The sequence below is a fragment of the Polynucleobacter paneuropaeus genome (assembly GCF_003261235.1).
Classification (GTDB): Bacteria; Pseudomonadota; Gammaproteobacteria; order Burkholderiales; family Burkholderiaceae; genus Polynucleobacter; species Polynucleobacter paneuropaeus.
Genome location: NZ_CP030085.1, coordinates 1,223,167 through 1,244,529 on the forward strand (window position 1 = coordinate 1,223,167; position 21,363 = coordinate 1,244,529).

26 protein-coding genes and 1 tRNA gene are annotated in these 21,363 nt (G+C 45.9%); 12 read left to right on the plus strand and 15 right to left on the minus strand.

All coding sequences use genetic code 11. The annotated features are described in order from the left end of the window. Positions 1-98: 98 nt before the first annotated feature. Positions 99-2,702 (minus strand): ATP-dependent chaperone ClpB, encoded by a 2,604-nt coding sequence (clpB, locus tag Pas1_RS06410; protein WP_112203440.1) that lies wholly within the window; start codon positions 2,700-2,702, stop codon positions 99-101. A 140-nt stretch (positions 2,703-2,842) separates the two neighbouring features. On the opposite strand from clpB, the gene Pas1_RS06415 reads away from it, so the two are divergent. Next, complete coding sequence (locus Pas1_RS06415) at positions 2,843-3,088, plus strand: GIY-YIG nuclease family protein (RefSeq protein WP_112209015.1); 246 nt, start codon at positions 2,843-2,845, stop codon at positions 3,086-3,088. Positions 3,089-3,094: 6 nt separating this feature from the next. Here Pas1_RS06415 and Pas1_RS06420 read toward each other — a convergent pair whose 3' ends face one another. After that, positions 3,095-4,699, minus strand: coding sequence for an NAD(P)/FAD-dependent oxidoreductase (locus tag Pas1_RS06420; RefSeq protein WP_112294807.1), 1,605 nt, complete (start codon positions 4,697-4,699; stop codon positions 3,095-3,097). Positions 4,700-4,776: 77 nt separating this feature from the next. Here Pas1_RS06420 and Pas1_RS06425 point away from each other — a divergent pair, with 77 nt between their 5' ends. The 5 genes from Pas1_RS06425 to Pas1_RS06445 are packed head-to-tail and all read left to right on the plus strand — an operon-like array spanning position 4,777 to position 6,562. Beyond that, positions 4,777-5,322: a YaeQ family protein gene (locus Pas1_RS06425; RefSeq protein ID WP_112203434.1), complete on the plus strand. Its 546-nt coding sequence runs from the start codon at positions 4,777-4,779 to the stop codon at positions 5,320-5,322. Continuing rightward, a complete protein-coding gene (locus Pas1_RS06430) occupies positions 5,319-5,735 on the plus strand; it encodes a putative toxin-antitoxin system toxin component, PIN family (protein WP_112294808.1) in 417 nt (138 codons plus the stop codon). The genes Pas1_RS06425 and Pas1_RS06430 overlap by 4 nt, the downstream gene beginning before the upstream one ends. Positions 5,736-5,742: 7 nt before the next feature. Next, complete coding sequence (locus tag Pas1_RS06435) at positions 5,743-5,976, plus strand: hypothetical protein (protein WP_112203430.1); 234 nt, start codon at positions 5,743-5,745, stop codon at positions 5,974-5,976. Continuing rightward, the gene (locus tag Pas1_RS06440; RefSeq protein ID WP_112294809.1) at positions 5,973-6,173 is read left to right on the plus strand and encodes a SlyX family protein; all 201 of its coding nucleotides are present in this window, start codon (positions 5,973-5,975) and stop codon (positions 6,171-6,173) included. Before Pas1_RS06435 ends, Pas1_RS06440 begins: the two co-directional genes overlap by 4 nt. A gap of 38 nt (positions 6,174-6,211) precedes the next feature. Next, a complete protein-coding gene (locus Pas1_RS06445; protein WP_112294810.1) occupies positions 6,212-6,562 on the plus strand; it encodes a phage holin family protein in 351 nt (116 codons plus the stop codon). A gap of 34 nt (positions 6,563-6,596) precedes the next feature. On the opposite strand, the gene Pas1_RS06450 is transcribed toward Pas1_RS06445, so the two are convergent. After that, complete coding sequence (locus tag Pas1_RS06450) at positions 6,597-8,411, minus strand: AsmA family protein (RefSeq protein ID WP_112294811.1); 1,815 nt, start codon at positions 8,409-8,411, stop codon at positions 6,597-6,599. Between the two features lie 155 nt (positions 8,412-8,566). Here Pas1_RS06450 and Pas1_RS06460 point away from each other — a divergent pair, with 155 nt between their 5' ends. Continuing rightward, positions 8,567-9,403, plus strand: a complete 837-nt coding sequence (locus Pas1_RS06460) for a hypothetical protein (protein WP_158525994.1) — start codon at positions 8,567-8,569, stop codon at positions 9,401-9,403. Between the two features lie 12 nt (positions 9,404-9,415). Here the strand turns inward: Pas1_RS06460 and Pas1_RS06465 are convergent, their stop codons facing one another. After that, positions 9,416-9,688, minus strand: a complete 273-nt coding sequence (locus Pas1_RS06465) for a hypothetical protein (RefSeq protein WP_225971475.1) — start codon at positions 9,686-9,688, stop codon at positions 9,416-9,418. Between the two features lie 102 nt (positions 9,689-9,790). Between Pas1_RS06465 and Pas1_RS06470 the strand changes: the two genes are divergently transcribed. Next, a complete protein-coding gene (locus Pas1_RS06470; RefSeq protein WP_112203420.1) occupies positions 9,791-10,333 on the plus strand; it encodes a hypothetical protein in 543 nt (180 codons plus the stop codon). A 22-nt stretch (positions 10,334-10,355) separates the two neighbouring features. On the opposite strand, the gene Pas1_RS06475 is transcribed toward Pas1_RS06470, so the two are convergent. Continuing rightward, positions 10,356-10,694, minus strand: coding sequence for a P-II family nitrogen regulator (locus Pas1_RS06475; protein ID WP_112203418.1), 339 nt, complete (start codon positions 10,692-10,694; stop codon positions 10,356-10,358). 208 nt (positions 10,695-10,902) lie between these two features. Between Pas1_RS06475 and Pas1_RS06480 the strand changes: the two genes are divergently transcribed. Beyond that, positions 10,903-11,121: a hypothetical protein gene (locus Pas1_RS06480; RefSeq protein WP_112294813.1), complete on the plus strand. Its 219-nt coding sequence runs from the start codon at positions 10,903-10,905 to the stop codon at positions 11,119-11,121. Positions 11,122-11,131: 10 nt separating this feature from the next. Here Pas1_RS06480 and panD read toward each other — a convergent pair whose 3' ends face one another. Further along, positions 11,132-11,491 (minus strand): aspartate 1-decarboxylase, encoded by a 360-nt coding sequence (gene panD / locus Pas1_RS06485; RefSeq protein WP_112203414.1) that lies wholly within the window; start codon positions 11,489-11,491, stop codon positions 11,132-11,134. A gap of 23 nt (positions 11,492-11,514) precedes the next feature. Then, positions 11,515-11,604: transfer RNA gene (locus Pas1_RS06490), tRNA-Ser, on the minus strand. Positions 11,605-11,742: 138 nt separating this feature from the next. Between Pas1_RS06490 and Pas1_RS06495 the strand changes: the two genes are divergently transcribed. After that, positions 11,743-11,988: an AbrB/MazE/SpoVT family DNA-binding domain-containing protein gene (locus Pas1_RS06495; protein ID WP_112203412.1), complete on the plus strand. Its 246-nt coding sequence runs from the start codon at positions 11,743-11,745 to the stop codon at positions 11,986-11,988. Continuing rightward, on the plus strand, positions 11,988-12,413 hold the full coding sequence (locus tag Pas1_RS06500; protein ID WP_112203410.1) for a type II toxin-antitoxin system VapC family toxin: 426 nt from the start codon (positions 11,988-11,990) through the stop codon (positions 12,411-12,413). Before Pas1_RS06495 ends, Pas1_RS06500 begins: the two co-directional genes overlap by 1 nt. 85 nt (positions 12,414-12,498) lie before the next feature. Here the strand turns inward: Pas1_RS06500 and Pas1_RS06505 are convergent, their stop codons facing one another. Genes Pas1_RS06505 through Pas1_RS06520 form a run of 4 tightly spaced genes read right to left on the minus strand, consistent with a single transcriptional unit; the run spans position 12,499 to position 17,277 of the window. Further along, positions 12,499-12,912 (minus strand): hypothetical protein, encoded by a 414-nt coding sequence (locus Pas1_RS06505; protein ID WP_215288013.1) that lies wholly within the window; start codon positions 12,910-12,912, stop codon positions 12,499-12,501. A 23-nt stretch (positions 12,913-12,935) separates the two neighbouring features. Then, on the minus strand, positions 12,936-14,255 hold the full coding sequence (serS, locus tag Pas1_RS06510) for a serine--tRNA ligase (RefSeq protein WP_112294815.1): 1,320 nt from the start codon (positions 14,253-14,255) through the stop codon (positions 12,936-12,938). A 40-nt stretch (positions 14,256-14,295) separates the two neighbouring features. Continuing rightward, a complete protein-coding gene (locus Pas1_RS06515) occupies positions 14,296-14,964 on the minus strand; it encodes an outer membrane lipoprotein carrier protein LolA (protein ID WP_112237766.1) in 669 nt (222 codons plus the stop codon). A gap of 9 nt (positions 14,965-14,973) precedes the next feature. Continuing rightward, positions 14,974-17,277 carry a DNA translocase FtsK gene (locus Pas1_RS06520; RefSeq protein WP_112294816.1) on the minus strand — a complete coding sequence of 768 codons (2,304 nt, stop codon included), beginning with the start codon at positions 17,275-17,277 and terminating at the stop codon, positions 14,974-14,976. A gap of 39 nt (positions 17,278-17,316) precedes the next feature. Between Pas1_RS06520 and trxB the strand changes: the two genes are divergently transcribed. Then, on the plus strand, positions 17,317-18,273 hold the full coding sequence (trxB, locus tag Pas1_RS06525; protein WP_112203401.1) for a thioredoxin-disulfide reductase: 957 nt from the start codon (positions 17,317-17,319) through the stop codon (positions 18,271-18,273). A 1-nt stretch (position 18,274) separates the two neighbouring features. On the opposite strand, the gene Pas1_RS06530 is transcribed toward trxB, so the two are convergent. From Pas1_RS06530 to Pas1_RS06540, 4 genes are all read right to left on the minus strand, one after another. Beyond that, on the minus strand, positions 18,275-18,694 hold the full coding sequence (locus Pas1_RS06530) for a type II toxin-antitoxin system HicB family antitoxin (RefSeq protein ID WP_112203399.1): 420 nt from the start codon (positions 18,692-18,694) through the stop codon (positions 18,275-18,277). Positions 18,695-18,703: 9 nt separating this feature from the next. After that, positions 18,704-18,883 carry a type II toxin-antitoxin system HicA family toxin gene (locus tag Pas1_RS06535; RefSeq protein ID WP_112203397.1) on the minus strand — a complete coding sequence of 60 codons (180 nt, stop codon included), beginning with the start codon at positions 18,881-18,883 and terminating at the stop codon, positions 18,704-18,706. 101 nt (positions 18,884-18,984) lie between these two features. Next, positions 18,985-19,152, minus strand: coding sequence for a hypothetical protein (locus Pas1_RS09650; protein WP_158525178.1), 168 nt, complete (start codon positions 19,150-19,152; stop codon positions 18,985-18,987). Between the two features lie 112 nt (positions 19,153-19,264). Beyond that, the gene (locus Pas1_RS06540; RefSeq protein ID WP_112294817.1) at positions 19,265-21,322 is read right to left on the minus strand and encodes a sodium-translocating pyrophosphatase; all 2,058 of its coding nucleotides are present in this window, start codon (positions 21,320-21,322) and stop codon (positions 19,265-19,267) included. Positions 21,323-21,363 lie beyond the last annotated feature (41 nt).

The following is a 21,363-nucleotide window of genomic DNA, read 5'->3' on the forward strand; positions in this document are numbered from 1 at the left end:
AAATATCATTTCATATGATGAAATAAAACCCGGTAGCCCTTTCGAGCAAAACCGGGTTTTTAAATGCGTGGAAACTACCGCAGTAATGAGGTGATTATTTAATGCACTTGGCGGGTAAAGCTAAACTCGCCCTGCTTATCAATATCAACCGGCACAACATCTTTGGGGCCAAATTTGCCCTCAAGAATCATCTTCGACACAGGATTCTCAATATGTTGTTGAATAGCCCGCTTGAGTGGTCTCGCTCCAAATACAGGGTCGAAACCGACTTGCGCAATCTTATCGAGTGCTGCATCGCTCACCTCTAGCTGCATATCAACTTTAGCCAAACGATCTGACAAATTCTTGAGCAAGATCTTGGCAATATTGGCAATATTTTTCTTATCCAAGCCATGGAAGACCACAATCTCATCAATGCGGTTCAAGAACTCAGGGCGGAAATGGTTCTTCAGCTCACCAAACACAGCCTCTTTGACTTCAGACTGTTTCTTATCGACCATGGACTGAATAAGGTGTGAGCCAATATTGCTGGTCATCACAATCACAGTATTTTTGAAGTCGACTGTTCGCCCTTGACCGTCTGTTAAACGACCATCATCCAAGACTTGTAACAACACATTAAATACATCAGGATGGGCTTTTTCAATCTCGTCAAACAGAATCACGCTGTAAGGATGGCGACGGACCTGTTCGGTCAAATAACCACCCTCTTCGTAGCCAACATAACCTGGGGGCGCACCAATCAAGCGAGCGACACTATGTTTTTCCATGAACTCACTCATATCGATCCGAATTAAATGCTCTTCGCTATCGAACAAGAATCCCGCCAAGGCTTTACAAAGCTCGGTCTTACCAACACCAGTAGGCCCGAGGAATAAGAAAGAGCCATAAGGACGATTCTCCTCAGCCAAGCCTGCGCGGGAGCGACGAATGGCGTCTGACACAGCCCGAATGGCTTCATCTTGGCCAACCACACGCTTATGTAAAAGCTCTTCCATCTTTAATAACTTATCGCGCTCACCCTGCATCATTTTGGATACAGGGATACCAGTCGCGCGCGAGACTACCTCAGCAATTTCTTCGGCGCCAACTTGAGTGCGCAAAAGCTTATTCTTCACAATGCCATCTTTATCACCCTTGGCTTCTGCAGCTGCAGCCGATTTAAGCTTAGCCTCTAACTCGGGTAGCTTGCCGTATTGCAACTCGGCCACTTTTTCCAGCTTACCCTCACGCTGATACTTCACAATTTCTGCTTTGATCTTTTCAATCTCTTCTTTGACATTGGCGGTACCAAGCACAGCACTCTTCTCGGCCTTCCAAATCTCATCTAGGTCAGCGTACTCTGCACCCAAGCGTTGAATCTCTTCCTCAATCAGAGTGAGACGTTTTTGAGAAGCCTCATCTTTTTCTTTTTTAACTGCTTCACGCTCAATCTTGAGCTGAATTAAACGACGATCTAATTTATCCATCACTTCGGGCTTGGAATCAATCTCCATCCGGATACGTGAACCTGCTTCATCGATTAAATCAATTGCCTTGTCAGGCAAGAAGCGATCCGTAATATAACGATGTGACAACTCAGCAGCTGCAACAATAGCTGGGTCAGTAATTTCAATGCCATGATGAAGCTCATAGCGCTCTTGCAAGCCGCGCAAGATGGCAATCGTCGCCTCAACACTCGGCTCTTCAACCATCACTTTTTGGAAGCGGCGCTCTAAGGCAGGATCTTTTTCGATGTATTTGCGATATTCGTCTAGGGTTGTTGCGCCAATACAATGCAACTCACCACGAGCTAAGGCAGGTTTAAGCATATTGCCTGCATCCATTGCTCCGTCGCCCTTGCCGGCGCCTACCATCGTATGGATTTCATCAATAAAGATGATGGTCCGACCTTCATCTTTGGCAACATCGCTCAATACCGCCTTGAGGCGCTCCTCAAACTCGCCACGATATTTAGCACCAGCCAATAGCAATGCCATGTCTAATACCAGCACACGTTTATCTTTGAGGGTCTCAGGAACTTCACCATTGACGATACGCTGAGCTAAACCTTCCACAATCGCGGTCTTACCGACACCAGGCTCGCCAATGAGGACGGGGTTATTCTTGCCACGCCGTTGCAAAATCTGAATGGTCCGACGAATCTCATCATCGCGCCCAATCACAGGATCTAACTTACCTAAACGGGCGCGTTCAGTTAAGTCAACGGTATATTTTTTCAAGGCCTCGCGTTGACCTTCAGCATCCGCACTATTCACTGATTCTCCTCCGCGCACTAATTCAATAGCCGCCTCTAATGATTTCCGATTTAAGCCATTCTCACGAGCAAGCTTACCGAGTTCACCTTTGTCATCAGCAACTACTAATAAGAAGAGTTCGCCAGCGATAAATTGATCGCCCCGTTTAGTAGCCTCTTTTTCGGTGAGATTAAGCATATTGCTTAAATCACGTCCAACTTGAACTTCCCCACTAGTGCCTTGAACCTCAGGTAAATTCGCAATGAGTTTATCTAGCCCTTTTTCTAAACCAGGGACATTTACCCCTGCACGACTCAATAGGCTCTTGGCGCCGCCATCAGAATCACGCAGCATTGCCAATAACAAATGGGCCGGCTCGATGTATTGATTGTCTTTGGCCAAAGCTAAACTTTGGGCCTCACTCAAGGCCTCTTGAAATTTGGTAGTTAGTTTCTCTATTCTCATTTTTTTCTCTATTTAAAGCTCAGGTTAAACCTGCAAATCACTTAGGGCCTGATGAGGCGCCTGCTATGTATAGAATATAAGGACTATATGACATATTTCAAGGTCTTCAAGACCACCTAAACCCTGATATTTACTCCTCAATGTCCTGGCTGGTCTACCTTCTTGAATGCGCTGATGGCACTTACTATGCAGGCATTACCAATCGCCTAAATCATCGTTTGGAAGCCCATAATTCTGGGGAAGGCGCGCGCTACACCCGATCACGTAGGCCAGTCATCCTTTTGGCAACCCAAGAGCACCCAGATCGATCTCAAGCCTCTAAGGCAGAAGCCAAACTCAAACGCTTACCAAGAACTCAGAAACGAGCGTTTTTTGATAAAAGCTAAAGCAGTTCATTTGGCCTGATAGTCCAGCGCAAGGGCCTCAGCAACCTTAATACCATCGATCCCAGCAGACATAATTCCGCCTGCGTAACCAGCGCCCTCTCCAGCTGGATAAAGGCCTTTGATATTCATGCTTTGATAATTAGCGCCACGCGTAATACGCAAAGGTGAAGAAGTGCGCGTTTCGACGCCCGTCAGTACTGCATCTTTTAATGAGAAACCGGGGATCTGTTTTTCAAAAGCAGGAATCGCTTCTCGAATCGCCTCAATACAGTAATCAGGCAAACTACTGGCCAGATCAGTGAGATGAACGCCGGGCTTATAAGATGGTAGGACGCTTTCAAATTCGGTAGAGGCTTTGCCTGCTAAAAAGTCGCCAACCAACTGTCCAGGAGCTTCATAAGTTGAGCCGCCTAACTCAAAGGCCTTTGACTCCAAAGCTCTCTGAAACTCAATACCCGCCAATGGTCCGCCGGGATAGTCATCAGGCGTAATGCCAACCACAATGCCTGCGTTTGCATTTCGTTCATTGCGTGAGTATTGGCTCATACCATTCGTTACAACGCGATTGGGCTCTGATGTAGCGGCAACCACTGTGCCTCCAGGACACATACAAAAGCTATAAACCGAGCGGCCATTTTTAGCATGGTGTACTAATTTATAGTCAGCAGCTCCGATTAGAGGGTTGCCTGCATGCGGACCCAGGCGCGCCTTGTCAATTAAAGATTGGGGATGCTCAATGCGAAAACCGATCGAGAATGGTTTGGCTTCCATATAGACGCCCGCATCATGCAGGGCTTGAAAGGTATCGCGTGCGCTATGCCCTAATGCAAGTATTACATGCGAAGCAGGTAAGTCGGGCTGCCCTTCGATCTGGACTGCTTGAATTTGATCATGGGTAATGACAAAACCATTCACCTTTTGTTGAAACCGAATCTCTCCACCGAGCTCAATAATCTCTTGACGCATTTTTTCAACCACACCGACCAAGCGAAAGGTACCAATATGGGGTTTAGCGACGTACAGAATTTCTTCTGGGGCGCCTGCTTTCACAAACTCGGCAAGCACTTTTCGTCCATAAAATTTAGGGTCTTTGACTTGGGTCCAGAGTTTTCCATCAGAGAATGTGCCAGCACCCCCTTCGCCGAACTGTACGTTGGACTCAGGATTGAGGATCTTCTTCCGCCATAATCCCCAAGTATCTTGGGTTCTTTCTCGAACTGCCTTGCCACGCTCGAGCACAATCGGCTTGAATCCCATTTGCGCTAAAACTAATGCAGCAAAGATTCCGCAAGGTCCAAAACCAATCACAACGGGGCGATCTATCGGATGAGCCTGATATGCATTCGTGACAAAGTGATAACTCGTATCTGGTGAAATTCGGACATGCTGATCACCTGAGTATTTCTGTAGAAGTGCATCCTCATCTTTAATCGAGACGTCGACGGTGTAGATCAATGACAGAGCTACATTCTTACGGGCATCATAGCTTCGCTTAAATACCGTGAAACCCATTAAATCTTTTGGCTCTAAATGGAGACGCTTCAGGATTGCTTGCTCCAGAGCCTCTGGAGCATGATCAATCGGTAAGCGAAGTTCAGTAAGGCGAATCATGGGGCTAGGATACACATTAATTGATCAGGATTTGGCCCAATCATACTGACCAGCGGGCTTCAGGGCGATAATGCGGCATGGCCCTACGCGCAACTATTCACAAAGCCGACCTTCATGTCGCCGATTCTGACCGTCATTACTATGGCAGTCATTCCCTCACGATTGCTAAGCACCCCTCGGAAACGGATGAGCGGATGATGGTGCGTATTCTGGCCTTTGCACTCCAAGCTCAAGAGAATCTCACCTTTACTAAGGGTCTGAGCGATACCGATGAACCTGATTTGTGGGTCAAGGACTTAACCGATGCCATTCAACTCTGGATTGAAATCGGGCAACCGGATGAGCGGCGCATTCTGAAGGCATGCGGCAGATCAGATCAGGTAATCGTCTATTGCTATGGTGGTCAAACTAGTAAGATTTGGTGGGACGGCATTAGCAATAAGCTCACCCGAGCCAAAAATTTATCCGTCATTGCTATTCCCGCTGATCAAGCTAAACAACTTAATGGCTTAGTCGAGCGCAGCATGGTTCTACACATCAATACTCAAGATGGCGAGGTCTATGTCTCTTCGGAGCAAGGACAGGTCACTATCACCCCAGAGGTATGGCGTACGGCGCAATGAGTAAACCGGTTATTTTTGACACCAATGTTTTACTAGATCTCTTTGTCTTTAATGATGTTAAAGCGATTCATCTCAAAGCCGCTCTCTTAGATCAAAAAATCGTTGGCTATGCAAACCAACAAACTCTAGATGAATTTTCTGAAGTCATTTCTAGGTCTGTGTTTGCATTAGATGATGCAGTCCAGTCTGCAATCTTGGCCCAATGGCAAGGCTTAGTTCAGATGCTTGAAGATACACAACTTTCTAAAGCCCCCTGGCTATGCCAAGATCCTGATGATCAAGTGTTTTTAGATCTGGCCTACAGCCTGAAACCTTGCATTCTATTTAGCAAGGATCTTGAGTTACTCAAAATTGCCAGTCGAGCGGCCAAAGAGGATATATTGATTACTGCTGATTACACTGTCCGGACGTAAATACCTTATGCATACAAACCCCTGTTTCTCTGCTGATGATGGGCTCTTTAAGCCTGGTGATTTTTTGAAGCATCTCAAGTCCGGTGGCTTCTATCGGGTATTGATGCTGGCTAACATTGAGGCTACACGCGAGCCAGCCTATGTTTATGAGTCCTTACGTAATCAGAGCTTTTGGATCCGGCCTCAAGCAGAAATGGAAGACGGACGTTTTGTCGTGATCTCTGAGAAAGAAATGAAATGAGTGAAGAGCGTATTACCAATCTCGAAATCAAACTGAGTTTTGCTGAGGACCTCATTGAGAAACTCAATCATCGGGTCTATGAGCAACAGCAACAATTAGAGTTTTTATATCGTGAACTGAAATCGCTTAAAGAACAAAGTAGCTCAAACAACAGCGCTGGCAGCAACCTACGCGATGAAATCCCACCCCACTATTAATGAACTAGTACTATAGTGATAGATATTAATCACGGGGAATAATCATGAATCTAATGCCATTTCTAATCCAGTGGGGCTTAACTTCTCTTTCGTTATGGGTTGCTAGTTATATTTTTTCTGGCCTGCGCTTTGCTGATGGCGGCTCCCTAGTTATTGCCGCTCTTTTACTTGGCTTTGCGAATGCCATTGTCAAGCCCTTGCTAGTTCTCCTCACTCTACCGCTGACGGTATTAACTATGGGGCTTTTTCTGCTAGTAATCAATGCACTCGTGTTGAGGTTGGTATCCTCGATCGTGAGTGGCTTCACAATCTCCAGCTTTTGGACTGCCTTCTTTGAGAGTATCTTTATTTCGCTATTTAGCCTCTTTGTCAGCGGAATGATTTTCTAGACTTGCTTACTACTGAGTAATTACTGCAAAGTACTTATTGTTTGGTAATTTCATCCCAAGGATGAAACGCCGTTTTACAAGGATCACTCTTGGTTGCTATTGATTTGGCATTCTCGGCCAGGATCGAAGCGCCGCCCGTTAAGAAACCTAGACCTACCGATACAGCGCTATTTAAGACTCCTACCTTATTCACCCCTAAACCCGGATGCTCGAGCGTCCCTTGCAGCTTCACTAGACCGCCTAAGTTGACACCCGTCGTTAGGCCGGATTTTTCTTTGGGATAAATATCGAGATTAATTGCTTCGTTATTTAGATTCAAGGTACCCGATAAAGTGATGTCTAGACGGTCCGTCTTAAAGCCTATTGAATCTGCAATATTAACTACGCCATTCTGAAAAGGCAGATAGGCTACTGCACATTCCACGACACTTTGATCAAACTGTTTGCGCATCGGGTTAATGGCATCTAGCAGGCTAACAAAAAAATCCCCGCCTGCATTCAGGAAATTCTTGGCAATATGGGCTGGACCAACCGTGATTTGGGCGCGACCTGAGGCCCTACTCGCAATTTGATGCAGACTACTTCCAGCACTGACGATACTAAAAGCCACACGGGTATCGCCACCACTAATCTTGGAGTTGGGATTGCCTGCAGATATTAACTGCTCTAAGGTGAAGCCATTACCTTCCCCCTGCATACGAACCAGAGGACTAGTTGAATGAATCTGAGATAACAGGATGCTGGATTTAACATGCCCACTACCCCAGTCAAAACTCAAGTCCGATAAATCGATTTGCTCTCCATTAAGAACAATCTTGCCCTTCACATTCTCTAAACTAGCTAAATGAGGGAGCCCCAGTTTTCCAATATCAATCTGAATAATTCCTTGCGCTACGGGCAATTGATCAAGAGGCAAAGTGGTATCGCTAAAGAAATAAGGTGACTTGGTCTTTTGACTAACCCTGACTTGAGCATCTGAGCCCATTGCCTTATTGACTCCTGAAGCTACAGCAGCGCCTCCAGCTAAGGGGGCTAAATCAAAAGACTTCGATTTGAGCTTCATATTCCATTGTGCTTGCTTGCCAGGTTTTTTATCAACATCACCCACCAACTCGAGTGACTTACCGTCTAGGGTGATTTCAAAATCCGTATCAATCTTTAGCGGTGCACTATTCCATTGGCTGGCAATCTCTCTTAAGGAAGTCATTTTTCCTTGCAAGCCAAATTGCAATGCGCCATCGCTAGCCTTAAGCTCTATCGCAGTTTTGCCGCCATCCTTATCAGCCGAAAAGTTCTTAATCGAATACTGGCTTTTTGAGCCTCTACTATTTTGATAGTGAATATTTGCATCAACGAGCTTGAAGTGCTCAATTCCAGTGATCACGCCTATCCCCGATGCTGCAGAATTCGCAGGGCTTGCGGAAGAATGCACTTGCCCTTTATCGGATGGAGTAGATAAATCCCAATTCACACGGTTATTCTGGCCAGCCTGCAAATACAACTCAACACCACTTAAATTAATGCGATTAATCTCAACCTGCTTCATCAATAAGGGAAGCAACTTGATCTGCAACTCAATTTTTTGCACCTGAAGCATCTTCGGCTCCGAAGCCCACGAGGCATTACTTAAGGAGACATCCTGAGCGACAACGCCAATCGCTGGAAAAAAGCGGAGCTCAATTGGTCCTGCAATACTGAAATCCCGCCCAGTCTCTGACTTCACAAGTGAAGCAATCAAACTGGTGAGTTGTGTAGGGTTGATGGAGTGGGCAAGATAGAAAACGCCAGCAGCCCCCAAGCCTATGAGGAGCCCTAGGGCAATCAGTCCAATTTTGATCTTTTTTATCATGAGATTCAGTGTATCAAAGCCATAAAAGTGTCAAATATTCTTGCTTAAATGCTACTGGTAATACCGTAGATCTCTAAAGTAAATTAGTCTACAAAGTGCAGTAATATCAAATGCTGGAAGTGCGATATTCATCACCAAAATAAGGGTAATTCATCATGGCTACAAAGAAAGCTCCAAAGAAGAAAACCGTAGCTAAGAAAGCAGCTAAAAAATCAAGCGCCCCAAAGAAAGTGGTCGCTAAGAAAAAAGTGACTGCTAAAAAATTAGTCAAGAAGGTGATTAAAAAGCCGGTAGGCAAGAAAGCAGTGAAAAAGGCAAGTAAGCCCGCTGCCAAAAAACCCGTTGCCAAAAAAACTACAGCTAAGAAATCCCCAAAAAAATCTTCCGTCAAAGCACCTAAGGTAGATCAGTATGGTCTTGAGCAAGATGATGAGTTCTACGGTCTATATTTTGCTAAATCAACCGATGAAGGTTTAGTGGAAGTGAAGCCTTGCACTTTCTCACTGATGTACTGGTGGAAAGGCTTGTTGGGCTACCCTGACATGATTGATATCTCAAAAGATAGCAATACAGCAATGTTGCAGTTTGAGTCCACCTTTGGTGGTGGTGACTCAGGAGAGACTGAACTGACTGAGCAAGATGCTTTAGATATCGATCACATCATTGAAGTAGACGAAGAAGAGATGTTGGTTTCTCTGTACTCGTATGTACCCATCCCCGTTCCGGATAATCTCATTAATGCAGTAGGGATTGCTCTACTCAACATTAATCCCGAGACCCGTTACGGCAGTATCGAAATCTGCTCTACCCTCAACGAAAATGATGAGAACGAGCACTTCTTACGCTATCGCGCTGCTACCTATTTACGTGGCATCAAGTCTGGCAAAGTCGAGGCGATTGAAAATATGGTTACTAATGGCTCAGCCTTCTTCGGCCTTGCTCTAGATGCTATGTGTGTCGATAAATCGATTAAGAAGTGGTTGCTTAGCTAATAAAACAGCGACCTATCGACAGCTATAAAGATAGGTCGTTGGGAAGTTGCTATTAACAGTTTTGCGCTGTTCAAGGATGGAAACAACTCGCTTTCCATCCTTTTTACATTCTGCGAGGGCAACCGTCTGCGCCTCAGATTCTTTAGCGTCCTTGGGGGCATGTACCCCAATCGTGCCATCAGATTGGCGATAAACCCCAAATTCACTGGTGGGAGTGCTGCAGGCCGCCAGAACAAATAAACCGCAACCTAAAAGGGCAATTCCAAAGTTTTTCAAACGCATCATAGGGCTCTTTATCACCTCGTTTACTTGTGTCTAATATACTCTAGAGCATGAGATGAATTGAGCCCATGCTCAATACTGCCAGCCATTACAAGGAATTTAAATATGAAACGATTAGCCCTCTGCTTAGCCCTCATTGGAGGCCTGTGCGCCTGCTCTCACAACAATGATCCTCAGATTAAAGCTGATGAAGCGCAAGCGGTTTATCTCGATACCGTTCTAGCAAAAAATGGCAACTCCAATACCCAAAGCTATGTTGGCCCTACCATTAACACGATGGATGCCAACAATACTGACCAAACTTTTGGTCTGCAGGCTCAAAAGACTGCTCAAGGCACTAAAAACTATCAGCTCATGGTTTTATTGGTCTACCCAAATAACTGGCGCTTATACGATTCTGCAAGCCTGGTGAATCAAGACAAGGTGACATTTAATGTCGTTTCCAGAGAAGCAGGCGCCTGTTTCAATGGTCGCTGTCTCATGCGAGAAATGATGGCCATTAGCCTCACGGAAGACTTCCTAATTAAGAATGCGAAGACCGGTTTCCAAGTCAATATTCATGCGCAGCGTGGTGGCGAGAGCGTACTCTTTGTGCCCTCTCCTTACATCATTGGCTTTATGGATGCTGCTGATAAAAAAGGTCAGTAAGCTAGATCTAAACTGCTCGGTGTCATAGAGCGGCTTGCCCGCTCTCCCCAGTCCGAATCCGAACTGCCTCATTGAGTGGCGTCACGAAGATTTTGCCGTCACCAATTTTGCCAGTATAAGCTGCACGAGAAATCACATTGAGCGCCTCCTCCAACTTAGAGTCCGCAACTGCAACCTCAACTTTTAGCTTTAAAATAAAGTCAATCACATACTCAGCGCCTCGATAGAGCTCCGTATGCCCTTTCTGCCGGCCAAAGCCACGAACATCATAAGTCGTCATGCCATCGACCCCAATATGGGCAAGACCTTCTTGAACCTCATCCAACTTAAAGGGTTTGATAATCGCAGTAATGAGTTTCATGAAATGTCGGCATCAATGATTGAGTAAATGCCATTCAATCATTGTGACGATTTTGTGTCAATTAAATAATTGCCCTGATTTTGTGCATTAAAGCGTATTGGATCAAACCAGAAAAAATCCGTCAGTAAATAAATCCATCTTGGTGCAAGGTTTAACTAATTTTGTGCATAGACGATTTTGCTTCTAATTATTGGAACTAAAATGGGTCATGCGTATCGAAATCACCAAAAACTTAATCCTTCGCATTCAAGGTAAACCCACGACCGAGGCTTTGGATACGATCTTCCCGCCGGGCGAATATCCAGCAGTACTAACCCCTGAAGGAATGATTGAAATTATTAAAACTTCGAGTATTAAAGCGTTGTTTTCTTTCTCGCAGTTTCGAGAAAAGACTTCCCTCGGGGAAATTGTGGTGCTTGAGAACTGAGTAAAAAGAATTAGCTCTTGATTTGGGTAATTTCGTTTTTATCACCAACCAAAATAATTTTAGGAACGTGTTTAGACACTTCGGAATCATCAATCGCACCATAGGTACAAATAATTAAATGATCACCTACATGCGCTCTGCGGGCAGCAGCACCATTCAATGAAATGATCCCAGATCCAGCAGGCGCTTTGATGATGTAGGTTGAAAAACGCTCACCATTATTAATGTTGTAAAGCTCAATCTTTTCAAACTCGCGCATATCAGCTGCCTTGAGCAAGGATTCATCAATGCCACAAGAACCCTCGTAATGAAGATCTGCTTCAGTGACAACGGCACGATGAATTTTGGACAACAACATGATGCGCTTCATAAATACTCCTAAGAAAATCAATTTGGCGGAGAGGGAGGGATTCGAACCCTCGGTACCTTTGACAGTACGCCTGATTTCGAGTCAGGTACATTCGACCACTCTGCCACCTCTCCGAACCGAATGGCAATTATAGCTACAGGCATACAAATCCATGTAGCTAAGGTTAGCTGTTGAGCTTATTTGACCTAGTCGGTATATCGTACTAATATAGATATACATTTATGTATATCTATATTTAAGAAGGAGAGCTCATGAACGTCCAAATTTCAAAGTGGGGTAACAGCCTAGCCCTTCGCATTCCTGCGGCATTTATTAAAGAAATCCAACTGAAAAATGGCGATAGAGTTGAAGCAACCCTATCTAGTGACGGAGCATTAGTCATCAGACCTCAAAAACTGGATCGCAAAGCTTTGTCCAAAATGGCCAAGGAGTTAAGAGATTCCATGAAAATGGGCACATCAGTAATGGACGAGCTTCGCTCTGGAGCTCGCTACTAATGCTCTATGTTGACACAAGCATACTGGTTGGTTTTTGCACCCAAGAAGGAAAAAGTCTAGCTATCCACAAATGGTATGACAACTCTAAAGATGCGAAGTTGATCTCATCTACTTGGACATTTACAGAATTTGCTAGCGCCTTAAGCATTAAGGAGAGAACTGGACAAATTACCCCCAAGGAAAGCAAGAGTGCTTGGAAGCTTTTCGAAGCCATCTGCACTAATGATATTGAATTACTGCCAATAGAAAATAAAGTCTTTTACTCCGCCGGTGTTCTAGTGCTAGATAGTAAATTCAAATTGCGATCTGGGGATGCGCTACATCTCGCGGCTGCAAAATTCTTAAAAGCAAAATCAATTATCACCCTTGATAAAGTGCTTGAAAAGAATGCCTCGAGGCTAAAAATAAAAACTATAGTGATTTAACCAGCCGACTTTAGCGATCCCTGCATTTCCCAAATGTCTTTGGGATAGAACGATGTGGCAATCTCACCTTAGGCTTTTTGATCTATTACTCGCACACGCCCGCCATTAGAAGCGCACCGGAGAAAAACCCAAAGGGATACCTGCCGTCTTTTGCAAACCCATTGATGCTGAGATAGTCTACAAAGGCCCCATCCTTGCCTGCAGCCTTTTTTATCCAAACGACTTTATAAGAATTGCTATTGCTTCCAAATGCAATTACCTTGGGTTTCCCTAAGGAATCCATCACATCTCCAACCACTTCCCCTGTTTTCTTGATAACCACAAATTCTTGGCCAATTCTGGGGCTATCTTTCACAATATCTAACTCACCATTGCTTTTAATATAAGCGTCACTCAATACCTCACAGCGATAGATTTTTTCAGCTGCAAAAGCACCTGGAGAAATCCATACTGAACAAATAAGAGTTATGAATAATTGGAATTTATTCAATTGAGTCATTCCACTTTTCATTTGTTGAAACATTAAATTGGTTTGAGCACTGCTAAGCCACCCAAATACGGCTGCAAAGCTTTGGGGATGGCAATGCTGCCGTCTACTTGTTGCTTATTCTCCAACAAGGCAACCAATGCTCTACCTACTGCCAGACCAGAGCCATTAAGAGTGTGGACTAGTTCAGGTTTAGCCTGTCCGTCTTTAAATCTTGCTTGCATACGTCGAGCCTGGAAGTCACCCATATTGGAGCAGGAACTAATTTCTCGGTAGGATTTTTGCGAAGGTACCCACACTTCAAGATCGTAAGTCTTAGTGCTACCAAATCCCATATCGCCAGTACAGAGCAATACTTTTCTATAAGGCAGCTCGAGTAACTCTAGAATTTTTTCAGCATGCCCTGTAAGTTCTTCTAGCGCTTGCATCGAATCTTGGGGCTTTGCAATTTGCACCAACTCCACTTTGTCAAACTGATGCTGACGAATCATGCCACGAACATCACGGCCGTAACTCCCTGCTTCCGATCTGAAACACGGTGTGTGTGCAACGTACTTCATTGGCAAACTATCTGCATTAACAATTTCATCTCTGACTAAATTGGTAACCGGTACTTCAGCCGTTGGGATGAGGTAGAAGTTTTCAATACGCTCTTCTTCTCCACCTTCTGCCGATTGAGCACCGCCCATTTTGCGAGGCACTTTAAAGAGGTCTTCTTCAAACTTGGGTAACTGTCCTGTGCCGCGCATCGATGCAGCGTTCACCATATAGGGTGTGTAGATCTCTTGGTAACCATGCTGAGTAGAATGCGTATCGAGCATGAATTGCGCTAAGGCGCGATGCAGTCTTGCGATAGGCCCTTTTAGAAACGCAAAACGCGCGCCGCTAATTTTGGCAGCAACTTCAAAATCCAAACCTAAGGGCGCACCCAAATCCACATGGTCTTTGATCTCAAAATCAAATATGGGTTCTTGGCCCCAGCGTTTGACTTCTTTATTGTCGGTTTCATCTTTGCCATTGGGCACCGACTCATCTGGCAAGTTTGGAATACCCATTAAGAAATCAGCAATTTCGGCCTGCAGGAGGCTTAAACGAGAAACACCAGATTCCATATCAGAATTAACTTGACTGGCTTCTGCTAACTCCGCACCCGCATCCTCGCCCTTGCCTTTTTTCATACCAATGGACTTGGCGAGTTGATTGCGCTTGGCTTGTAATTCTTCAGTACGGGTTTGTAAAGACTTACGCTCACTCTCTAGAGTATTGAATTTCTCAACATCGAGCTTAAATTTGCGTGCCAGTAAACGTGCTTCTACTGAAGCAATATCTTTACGAAGTAGTTGGGGATCAATCATTTTTACGACCTATCAATACTGAATTTTTCTGATCAAGGCTCTAGTTTAAGCGTAAGACCTCAGCACCTTGTGGTGGCTTGAAGACGAAGCGGCTGGGAGCAACATTGATATTGAGCTGAATCTGGCTCAGAGTCACCAAAACCACGCTACCCAGGCCATCGGTTAGCTCTAAGGCTTTTGGAAGGCCATCAACCATTCCGATGGAGATCTTGGTGTACGGTAAATCACCTTTAGCATTTGGGTCCTTCTTGGCTTGTAGGTCAACCCATTTCATTCCTAATCGCTCTTGCCCTTCCACTAAATCAAAATGCTGATCGAGGGAAGTTTCACCAAAAAGAATGGCGGCAGGCGTGCTTGCCAATGCTTGAGTGCTGGGTCTAAAGGTAGCTTGATTTAAATCTTGATCCCACAAGATGAGTTGCTTGCCATCAGCAATGAGTTTCTGTTCATAAGGCTTTTGTGTATCCCAGATAAAACGCCCTGGCCGCTGAAATACAAAATGGCCTTGGGTTTGGCGAACAACTTTGAGGCCTTTGTCTTGCGCCTCGTTAGCGCGGGGAGCGCGAAGTTGCTGCTGGACAAAGTCACCTTCAGCCGTTTTAGAGTTCCGCACAAATTGGCGCAGTTGATCAGCGGCTGAGTTATCTGCCAATACATTGGCAGAACTAAAAACGGTAGTGAGAAGTAATGCAAGGATAATTCTGAACAAGGGGGCTCTTTACTCTGGTGCGCGCATCAAAATTTCACGGTTACCGCTTCCGCTCATTTTGGATACGAGTCCAGCTTTTTCCATGTCTTCCAAGAGGCGGGCTGCGCGGTTGTAACCAATGCGCAAGTGTCGCTGGACAAGTGAGATAGAAGCCCGTTTGTTTTCTAGAACGATGGCAACGGCTTGATCATATAAAGGATCGGCTTCACCACTTCCGCCACCGCTAAGCACATCAATATTGGATTCATCAGCACCCTCGAGAATGCCCTCAATGTAATTCGGCTCGCCCTTCTCTTTAAGCCACTCCACCACACGATGCACTTCATCATCAGAGACAAATGCGCCGTGAACCCGAATCGGTAGGCCAGTACCAGGCGCCATATAGAGCATGTCGCCCATACCCAGCAGGGATTCGGCGCCCTGTTGATCCAAAATCGTACGGCTATCAATCTTGCTGCTGACTTGATAGGAAATACGTGTAGGTACGTTGGCTTTAATCAAGCCAGTGATTACATCTACGCTGGGACGCTGTGTCGCTAACACCAGATGAATACCGGCAGCACGGGCCTTTTGGGCAATGCGCGCAATCAACTCTTCAATCTTTTTGCCGGAGACCATCATCAGGTCTGCTAACTCGTCAATCACAATCACAATCACAGGGGCTTTATAAATTGGCTCTGGATCTTCAGGTGTCAAGCTAAACGGATTGGTGAGTTTTTCACCTTTCTCTTCGGCTTCCAAAATCTTTTTATTAAAGCCGGCAAGATTACGTACGCCAAACTTACTCATGAGTTTGTAACGACGATCCATCTCAATTACCGCCCAATTGAGGGCGTTATAGGCATGCTTCATATCTGTAACTACAGGGCACAGCAGATGGGGGATCTTGTCATACATCGCCATCTCAAGCATCTTAGGATCAATCATGATCAAGCGCACTTCATCAGGCTTAGCCTTGAAGAGCAGCGACAAAATCATGGCATTAATACCGACTGACTTACCTGCTCCAGTAGTACCGGCAACCAAACAGTGTGGCATCTTGGCTAGATCAGCCACCATCGGGCTTCCAGCAATATCTTTACCTAAGGCCAATGTCAGTAATGAGTGATTGTCGTTATAAACCTGTGAAGTCAGAATCTCAGATAAGTACACTGATTGACGTGTTGGGTTTGGTAATTCCAAAGCCATGCAGGTTTTGCCTGGTATCGTTTCGACGACCCGCATACTGACTACGCCCAGTGATCGCGCTAAGTCACGAGACAAGTTGACAATCTGACTACCCTTCACACCCACCGCAGGATCAATCTCATAACGAGTCACAACAGGACCTGGATAAGCAGCAATGACTTTAACTTCGACATTGAACTCAGCAAGCTTGCGCTCGATCAGGCGGGAGGTAAATTCCAAAACGTCAGCGGAGATGGTTTCTTTAGCTTCGGGAACGGGATCTAGAAGAGCCAAAGGTGGCAACTCTGAATCCGGAATATCCACAAAGAGAGGTTGTTGTTTCTCGCGCTCGACTCGAGAACTTTTGGGAATCTCGACCGGTGCTCGCACAATCTGAACTGGCGCAGCTTCAATCACACGCCCACGAATCTCTTCCACGAATTCTTCGCGCTCTTCAGCAGCGACTTCACCTAACTTGCGATCTTCCTGGGTTTGGCGACGCTCACGAATGCGGTGATAGCTGAGCTCAATGAAGCGGCCCACTTTTTCTGCGACATCCAACCAAGAAAAGTGCAAGAACAAAGAAAGTCCCGCAAAGAGGCCAAACAACAAAATCAGGGTTGCGCCAGTGAAACCCATCGCCATTTGCAAGGGATCGCCAATGAGCTCGCCTAAGATCCCGCCAGGAGGTCTAGGGAGCTGCCAGGACAGCGAATGCAGACGAATGGACTCGAGACCCATACTGCTAATTAAAGTAATGGCAAAGCCCAACCAACGCATCAGGATGGAGTCAGGTTTTGCGTTTGGATCTGGGGGCAAAGGAATGCTCCACAGCTCTTTCCAGCCATTGAGGACCCGTCGACCAAATAGAACCGCCCACCAAAAGGCAGAAATACCAAAAATGTAGAGCATTAAATCGGCTATGTAGGCACCGAAGCGACCCCCCAGATTGCTAGGAGTCTCAAAACTGGCGTGTGACCAAGCGGGATCTGCCTTGGAATAGGTCAGCAAAATAGCCAATAAACCCAGGCATAGGCCTAATGAAATGAACCAGCGAATCTCCATCAGGAGGCGGGGCATCCGGCCTGGCCCCACATTATCGGGGGGTAAGGAATTCTGAGGCTTTGGATATGCGGTTCTTGCCATGTTCTACCGATTGTAAACAAGCAAACCTATAATTTGAATATGACTACTAATAATCCAAAACACTCTAAAGTTCTTATCCTCGGATCTGGCCCCGCAGGCTATACCGCAGCGGTTTATGCGGCCCGAGCCAACCTTAAGCCCACCCTCATTACAGGCCTAGCCCAGGGAGGTCAGTTGATGACCACGACTGATGTCGAGAACTGGCCAGCCGACCCAAATGGGGTTCAAGGCCCAGAGCTCATGGATCGCTTTTTGAAGCATGCCGAGCATTTCAATACCGAAATCATTTTTGACCATATCCATACGGCGGCCCTTTCTGAAAAACCGATCCGCTTAGTTGGCGACTCTGGCACTTACACCTGTGATGCCCTGATTATTTCTACTGGCGCTTCCGCTCAATACTTAGGCCTACCGAGCGAAGAAGAATTCATGGGTAAAGGCGTATCGGGTTGTGCAACTTGCGATGGCTTCTTTTATCGCAATCAAGATGTCTGCGTCGTTGGTGGTGGCAATACTGCAGTTGAAGAGGCCCTCTATCTCACTGGCATTGCTAAAAAAGTGACCGTGATTCATCGTCGTGACAAGTTCCGCGCTGAACCCATTTTGAACGATCGCTTAATGGCAAAAGTTGCTGAAGGTAAAGTAGAACTCAAATTGAACGCCACACTCGAGCAAGTTCTCGGCGATGACAAAGGCGTCACTGGCGTCAGAATCAAAAAAGCCGATGGCAGCACTGAAGATGTCCCTGTCATGGGCGCATTCATTGCGATCGGACATAAACCCAATACCGAACTCTTTATTGGCCAACTCGATATGAACAACGGCTATATCAAGACACACTCAGGTTTGAATGGCAATGCCACTGCAACCAATATCCCTGGTGTATTTGCGGCAGGTGATGTGCAGGACCACATCTATCGTCAGGCAATTACCAGTGCAGGTACAGGCTGTATGGCTGCATTAGATGCACAGCGGTATTTAGAAGGTCAATCCTAGTTTAGGCTGCGACCTTTACCTCAAGATGGCGACCAAGGGCAATAGCAGCAGCTTCAATTTGATCTAATTTGGATGCATGACGTAAATCAAATAAGCGATCGACTTGCGGCATATGCCAGCCTAGACGTCTGGCTAACTCCGCTTTTTTAATACCCTGCTCGGTCATAGCCTGATAAACACCCAACTTGGCGCTTTCTAAAGCAGTTGGAGAAACAATGACCTCGCCCCGCTTTGCTTTGCTTGGCAATGGTAGAGGTTTTCGGGAGTCAACATAGAAAGAGAGTCCACTCTCCAAAGCATCTACTGCGTTTAGTAATGCTTCTTCCCTATCAACGCCAAAAGTAATTGCTTCCGGGACATCTCGAAATGTCACTAGGATGGTATGGCCATCTTTAGTCAAAGTTGCTGGGTAGTTAAACATATATTCCCTTTATTTCAAACCCAATTGCCGCATGATGGCAGCCTCCAGGCCCTTCCCTAATTCTGCTGTTCCATGCATTGGCAATATTGATTGTTTACCATTTAAAAATACTTTCAAGTGTGAACCTTTGCCGGGCAAGAAAGTAGCTCCTTGCTGCTCTAGCCACTTCTTCATTTGCTTAGAATTCATTAAATATTAACAGATCTGTTGTGTTTTTGAAAGCCCTTTAAATTGACGCAATTTAAAGGTGAATGGTTTGATGCATAAGGCCACAATCTAAGGGGCCCCTTTTAATATCGACAGCCCTTCCTGAAGAATTCTTTTAAAAATAGATCGTCTTCTTTTTTATGTTCTGCGATCTGCTCTTCTGAAGTTGCCCTAACAGCCTCTCTATCGACATCACTTTTTGGAAATGTTTTTGGATCATTAAGATCAACTGTGACTCGAATTAAATTCATTTTCTCCATGGCTAGAATGATAAAAGCAATAAATAGCCACGATCAGACCATGGGGACATAAAAAAACGCCTAGCACTGCTAGGCGTTTTTATTTACTGCTCACGCAATTGCATTAATGCATGATAGGCAACAAAGGCACGATGAGCAGTGCAACGATATTGATGATCTTGATTAATGGGTTAACTGCAGGACCTGCCGTATCTTTATAGGGATCGCCAACGGTATCGCCAGTAACAGCAGCTTTGTGAGCTTCGGAACCTTTGCCACCAAAGTGACCTTCTTCGATATATTTCTTGGCGTTATCCCATGCGCCGCCACCGGTACACATCGAGATGGCCACGAATAGGCCAGTCACAATCGTACCCATCAAGAGCCCGCCCAATGCAGCAGGTCCAAGAATCAGACCAACCAATATGGGGGCTACCACTGGGAGCAGTGATGGCACGATCATTTCTTTAATTGCTGCGGAGGTCAGCATGTCAACCGCTTTGCCGTATTCAGGCTTGCCAGTTCCATCCATGATTCCAGGGATATCGCGGAACTGACGACGTACCTCCTCAACTACAGCTCCAGCGCAACGGCCCACTGCTTCCATTGCCATGGCACCAAACAAGTAAGGAATCATGCCGCCAATGAAAAGACCAATGATCACCATGTGATTGGAGAGATCGAATGACACTTGTTGGCCGATCGCCTCCAAAGCATGGGTGTAATCAGCGAAGAGCACGAGTGCCGCTAAGCCAGCAGAACCGATCGCATAACCCTTGGTAACTGCTTTGGTGGTATTCCCCACTGCATCCAATGGATCAGTAATGTCGCGCACAGACTGTGGCAAGCCAGCCATCTCCGCGATACCACCTGCGTTATCTGTAATCGGACCATACGCATCCAGAGCAACCACAATGCCCGCCATTGACAACATCGCTGTCGCCGCAACGGCAATACCGTAAATACCAGCTAAATAGTAGGCTGCAAAAATCGCGGCACAGACAAAGAGTACTGGGTAGGCGGTGGATTTCATGGAGATGCCAAGGCCAGCAATGATGTTAGTGCCATGGCCTTTGGTAGAGGCTTCAGCAATATGCTGAACTGGCTTGTATTGAGTGCCGGTGTAGTACTCAGTAATCCAGACCAAACCTGCAGTCAAGACCAATCCAACTACCGTACTACCAAATAAACGCCATTGACTACCCGGAATCCCTAAAGAATCATCCGGCATGATGTAGTTGGTTGCAAAGTAGAACGCAATCAGTGAAAGTACACCCGCAATAATCAAACCTTTATACAAAGCAGGCATCACATTTTTCATACCAGGCGACGCTTTAACAAAAGAGCAACCAATGATAGAGGCCAAAATGGAGATTCCACCCAAGACCAATGGATAAATAATGGCTGCAATGGGAGCGCCTGTCATCATCAGTGCGCCAAGCACCATGGTAGCAATCAAGGTCACAGCGTAGGTCTCAAATAAGTCAGCCGCCATTCCAGCACAGTCACCTACGTTGTCACCGACGTTATCCGCAATCACTGCTGGATTACGTGGGTCATCTTCTGGAATACCCGCTTCGACCTTACCAACCAAGTCAGCACCAACGTCGGCACCCTTAGTAAAGATACCGCCGCCAAGGCGCGCAAAGATCGAGATCAAAGAAGAGCCGAAGGCCAATCCAATCAGAGGATGCAATACCGCATTGAGATCTCTGCCTGCGCCGATCGAAACGAGGAACATAAAAAAGAGGCCCACGCCAAGCAGACCAAGTCCAACGACCAGCATGCCAGTGATAGCCCCGCCCTTGAAGGCAACATTGAGTGCCTCATTCATACCGATAGTTGCTGCTTGTGCAGTACGCACATTAGCCTTCACTGAAACGTTCATGCCAATGAAACCACAGGCGCCTGAGAGGACTGCTCCAACCACAAAGCCAATTGCGGTAGCAATATCGAGGAAGAGGACAATTAAGGCTGTAAGAATTATTCCGACGATCGCGATGGTTTTGTATTGGCGCGATAAATAGGCTGCTGCGCCAAGTTGAATGGCCTCTGCAATTTCAACCATCTTGGCATTGCCTGTGCTTTGCCGCAAAATCCAGCCGCGCATCACAAAACCGTAAATCACGGCTATGACGCCGCACGCCAAGGCAAAATACAAGCCTAAAGTGACATTACTCATGCTTGAACTCCCTAAAATTGATTTGTTTTGTTACTTGTGCC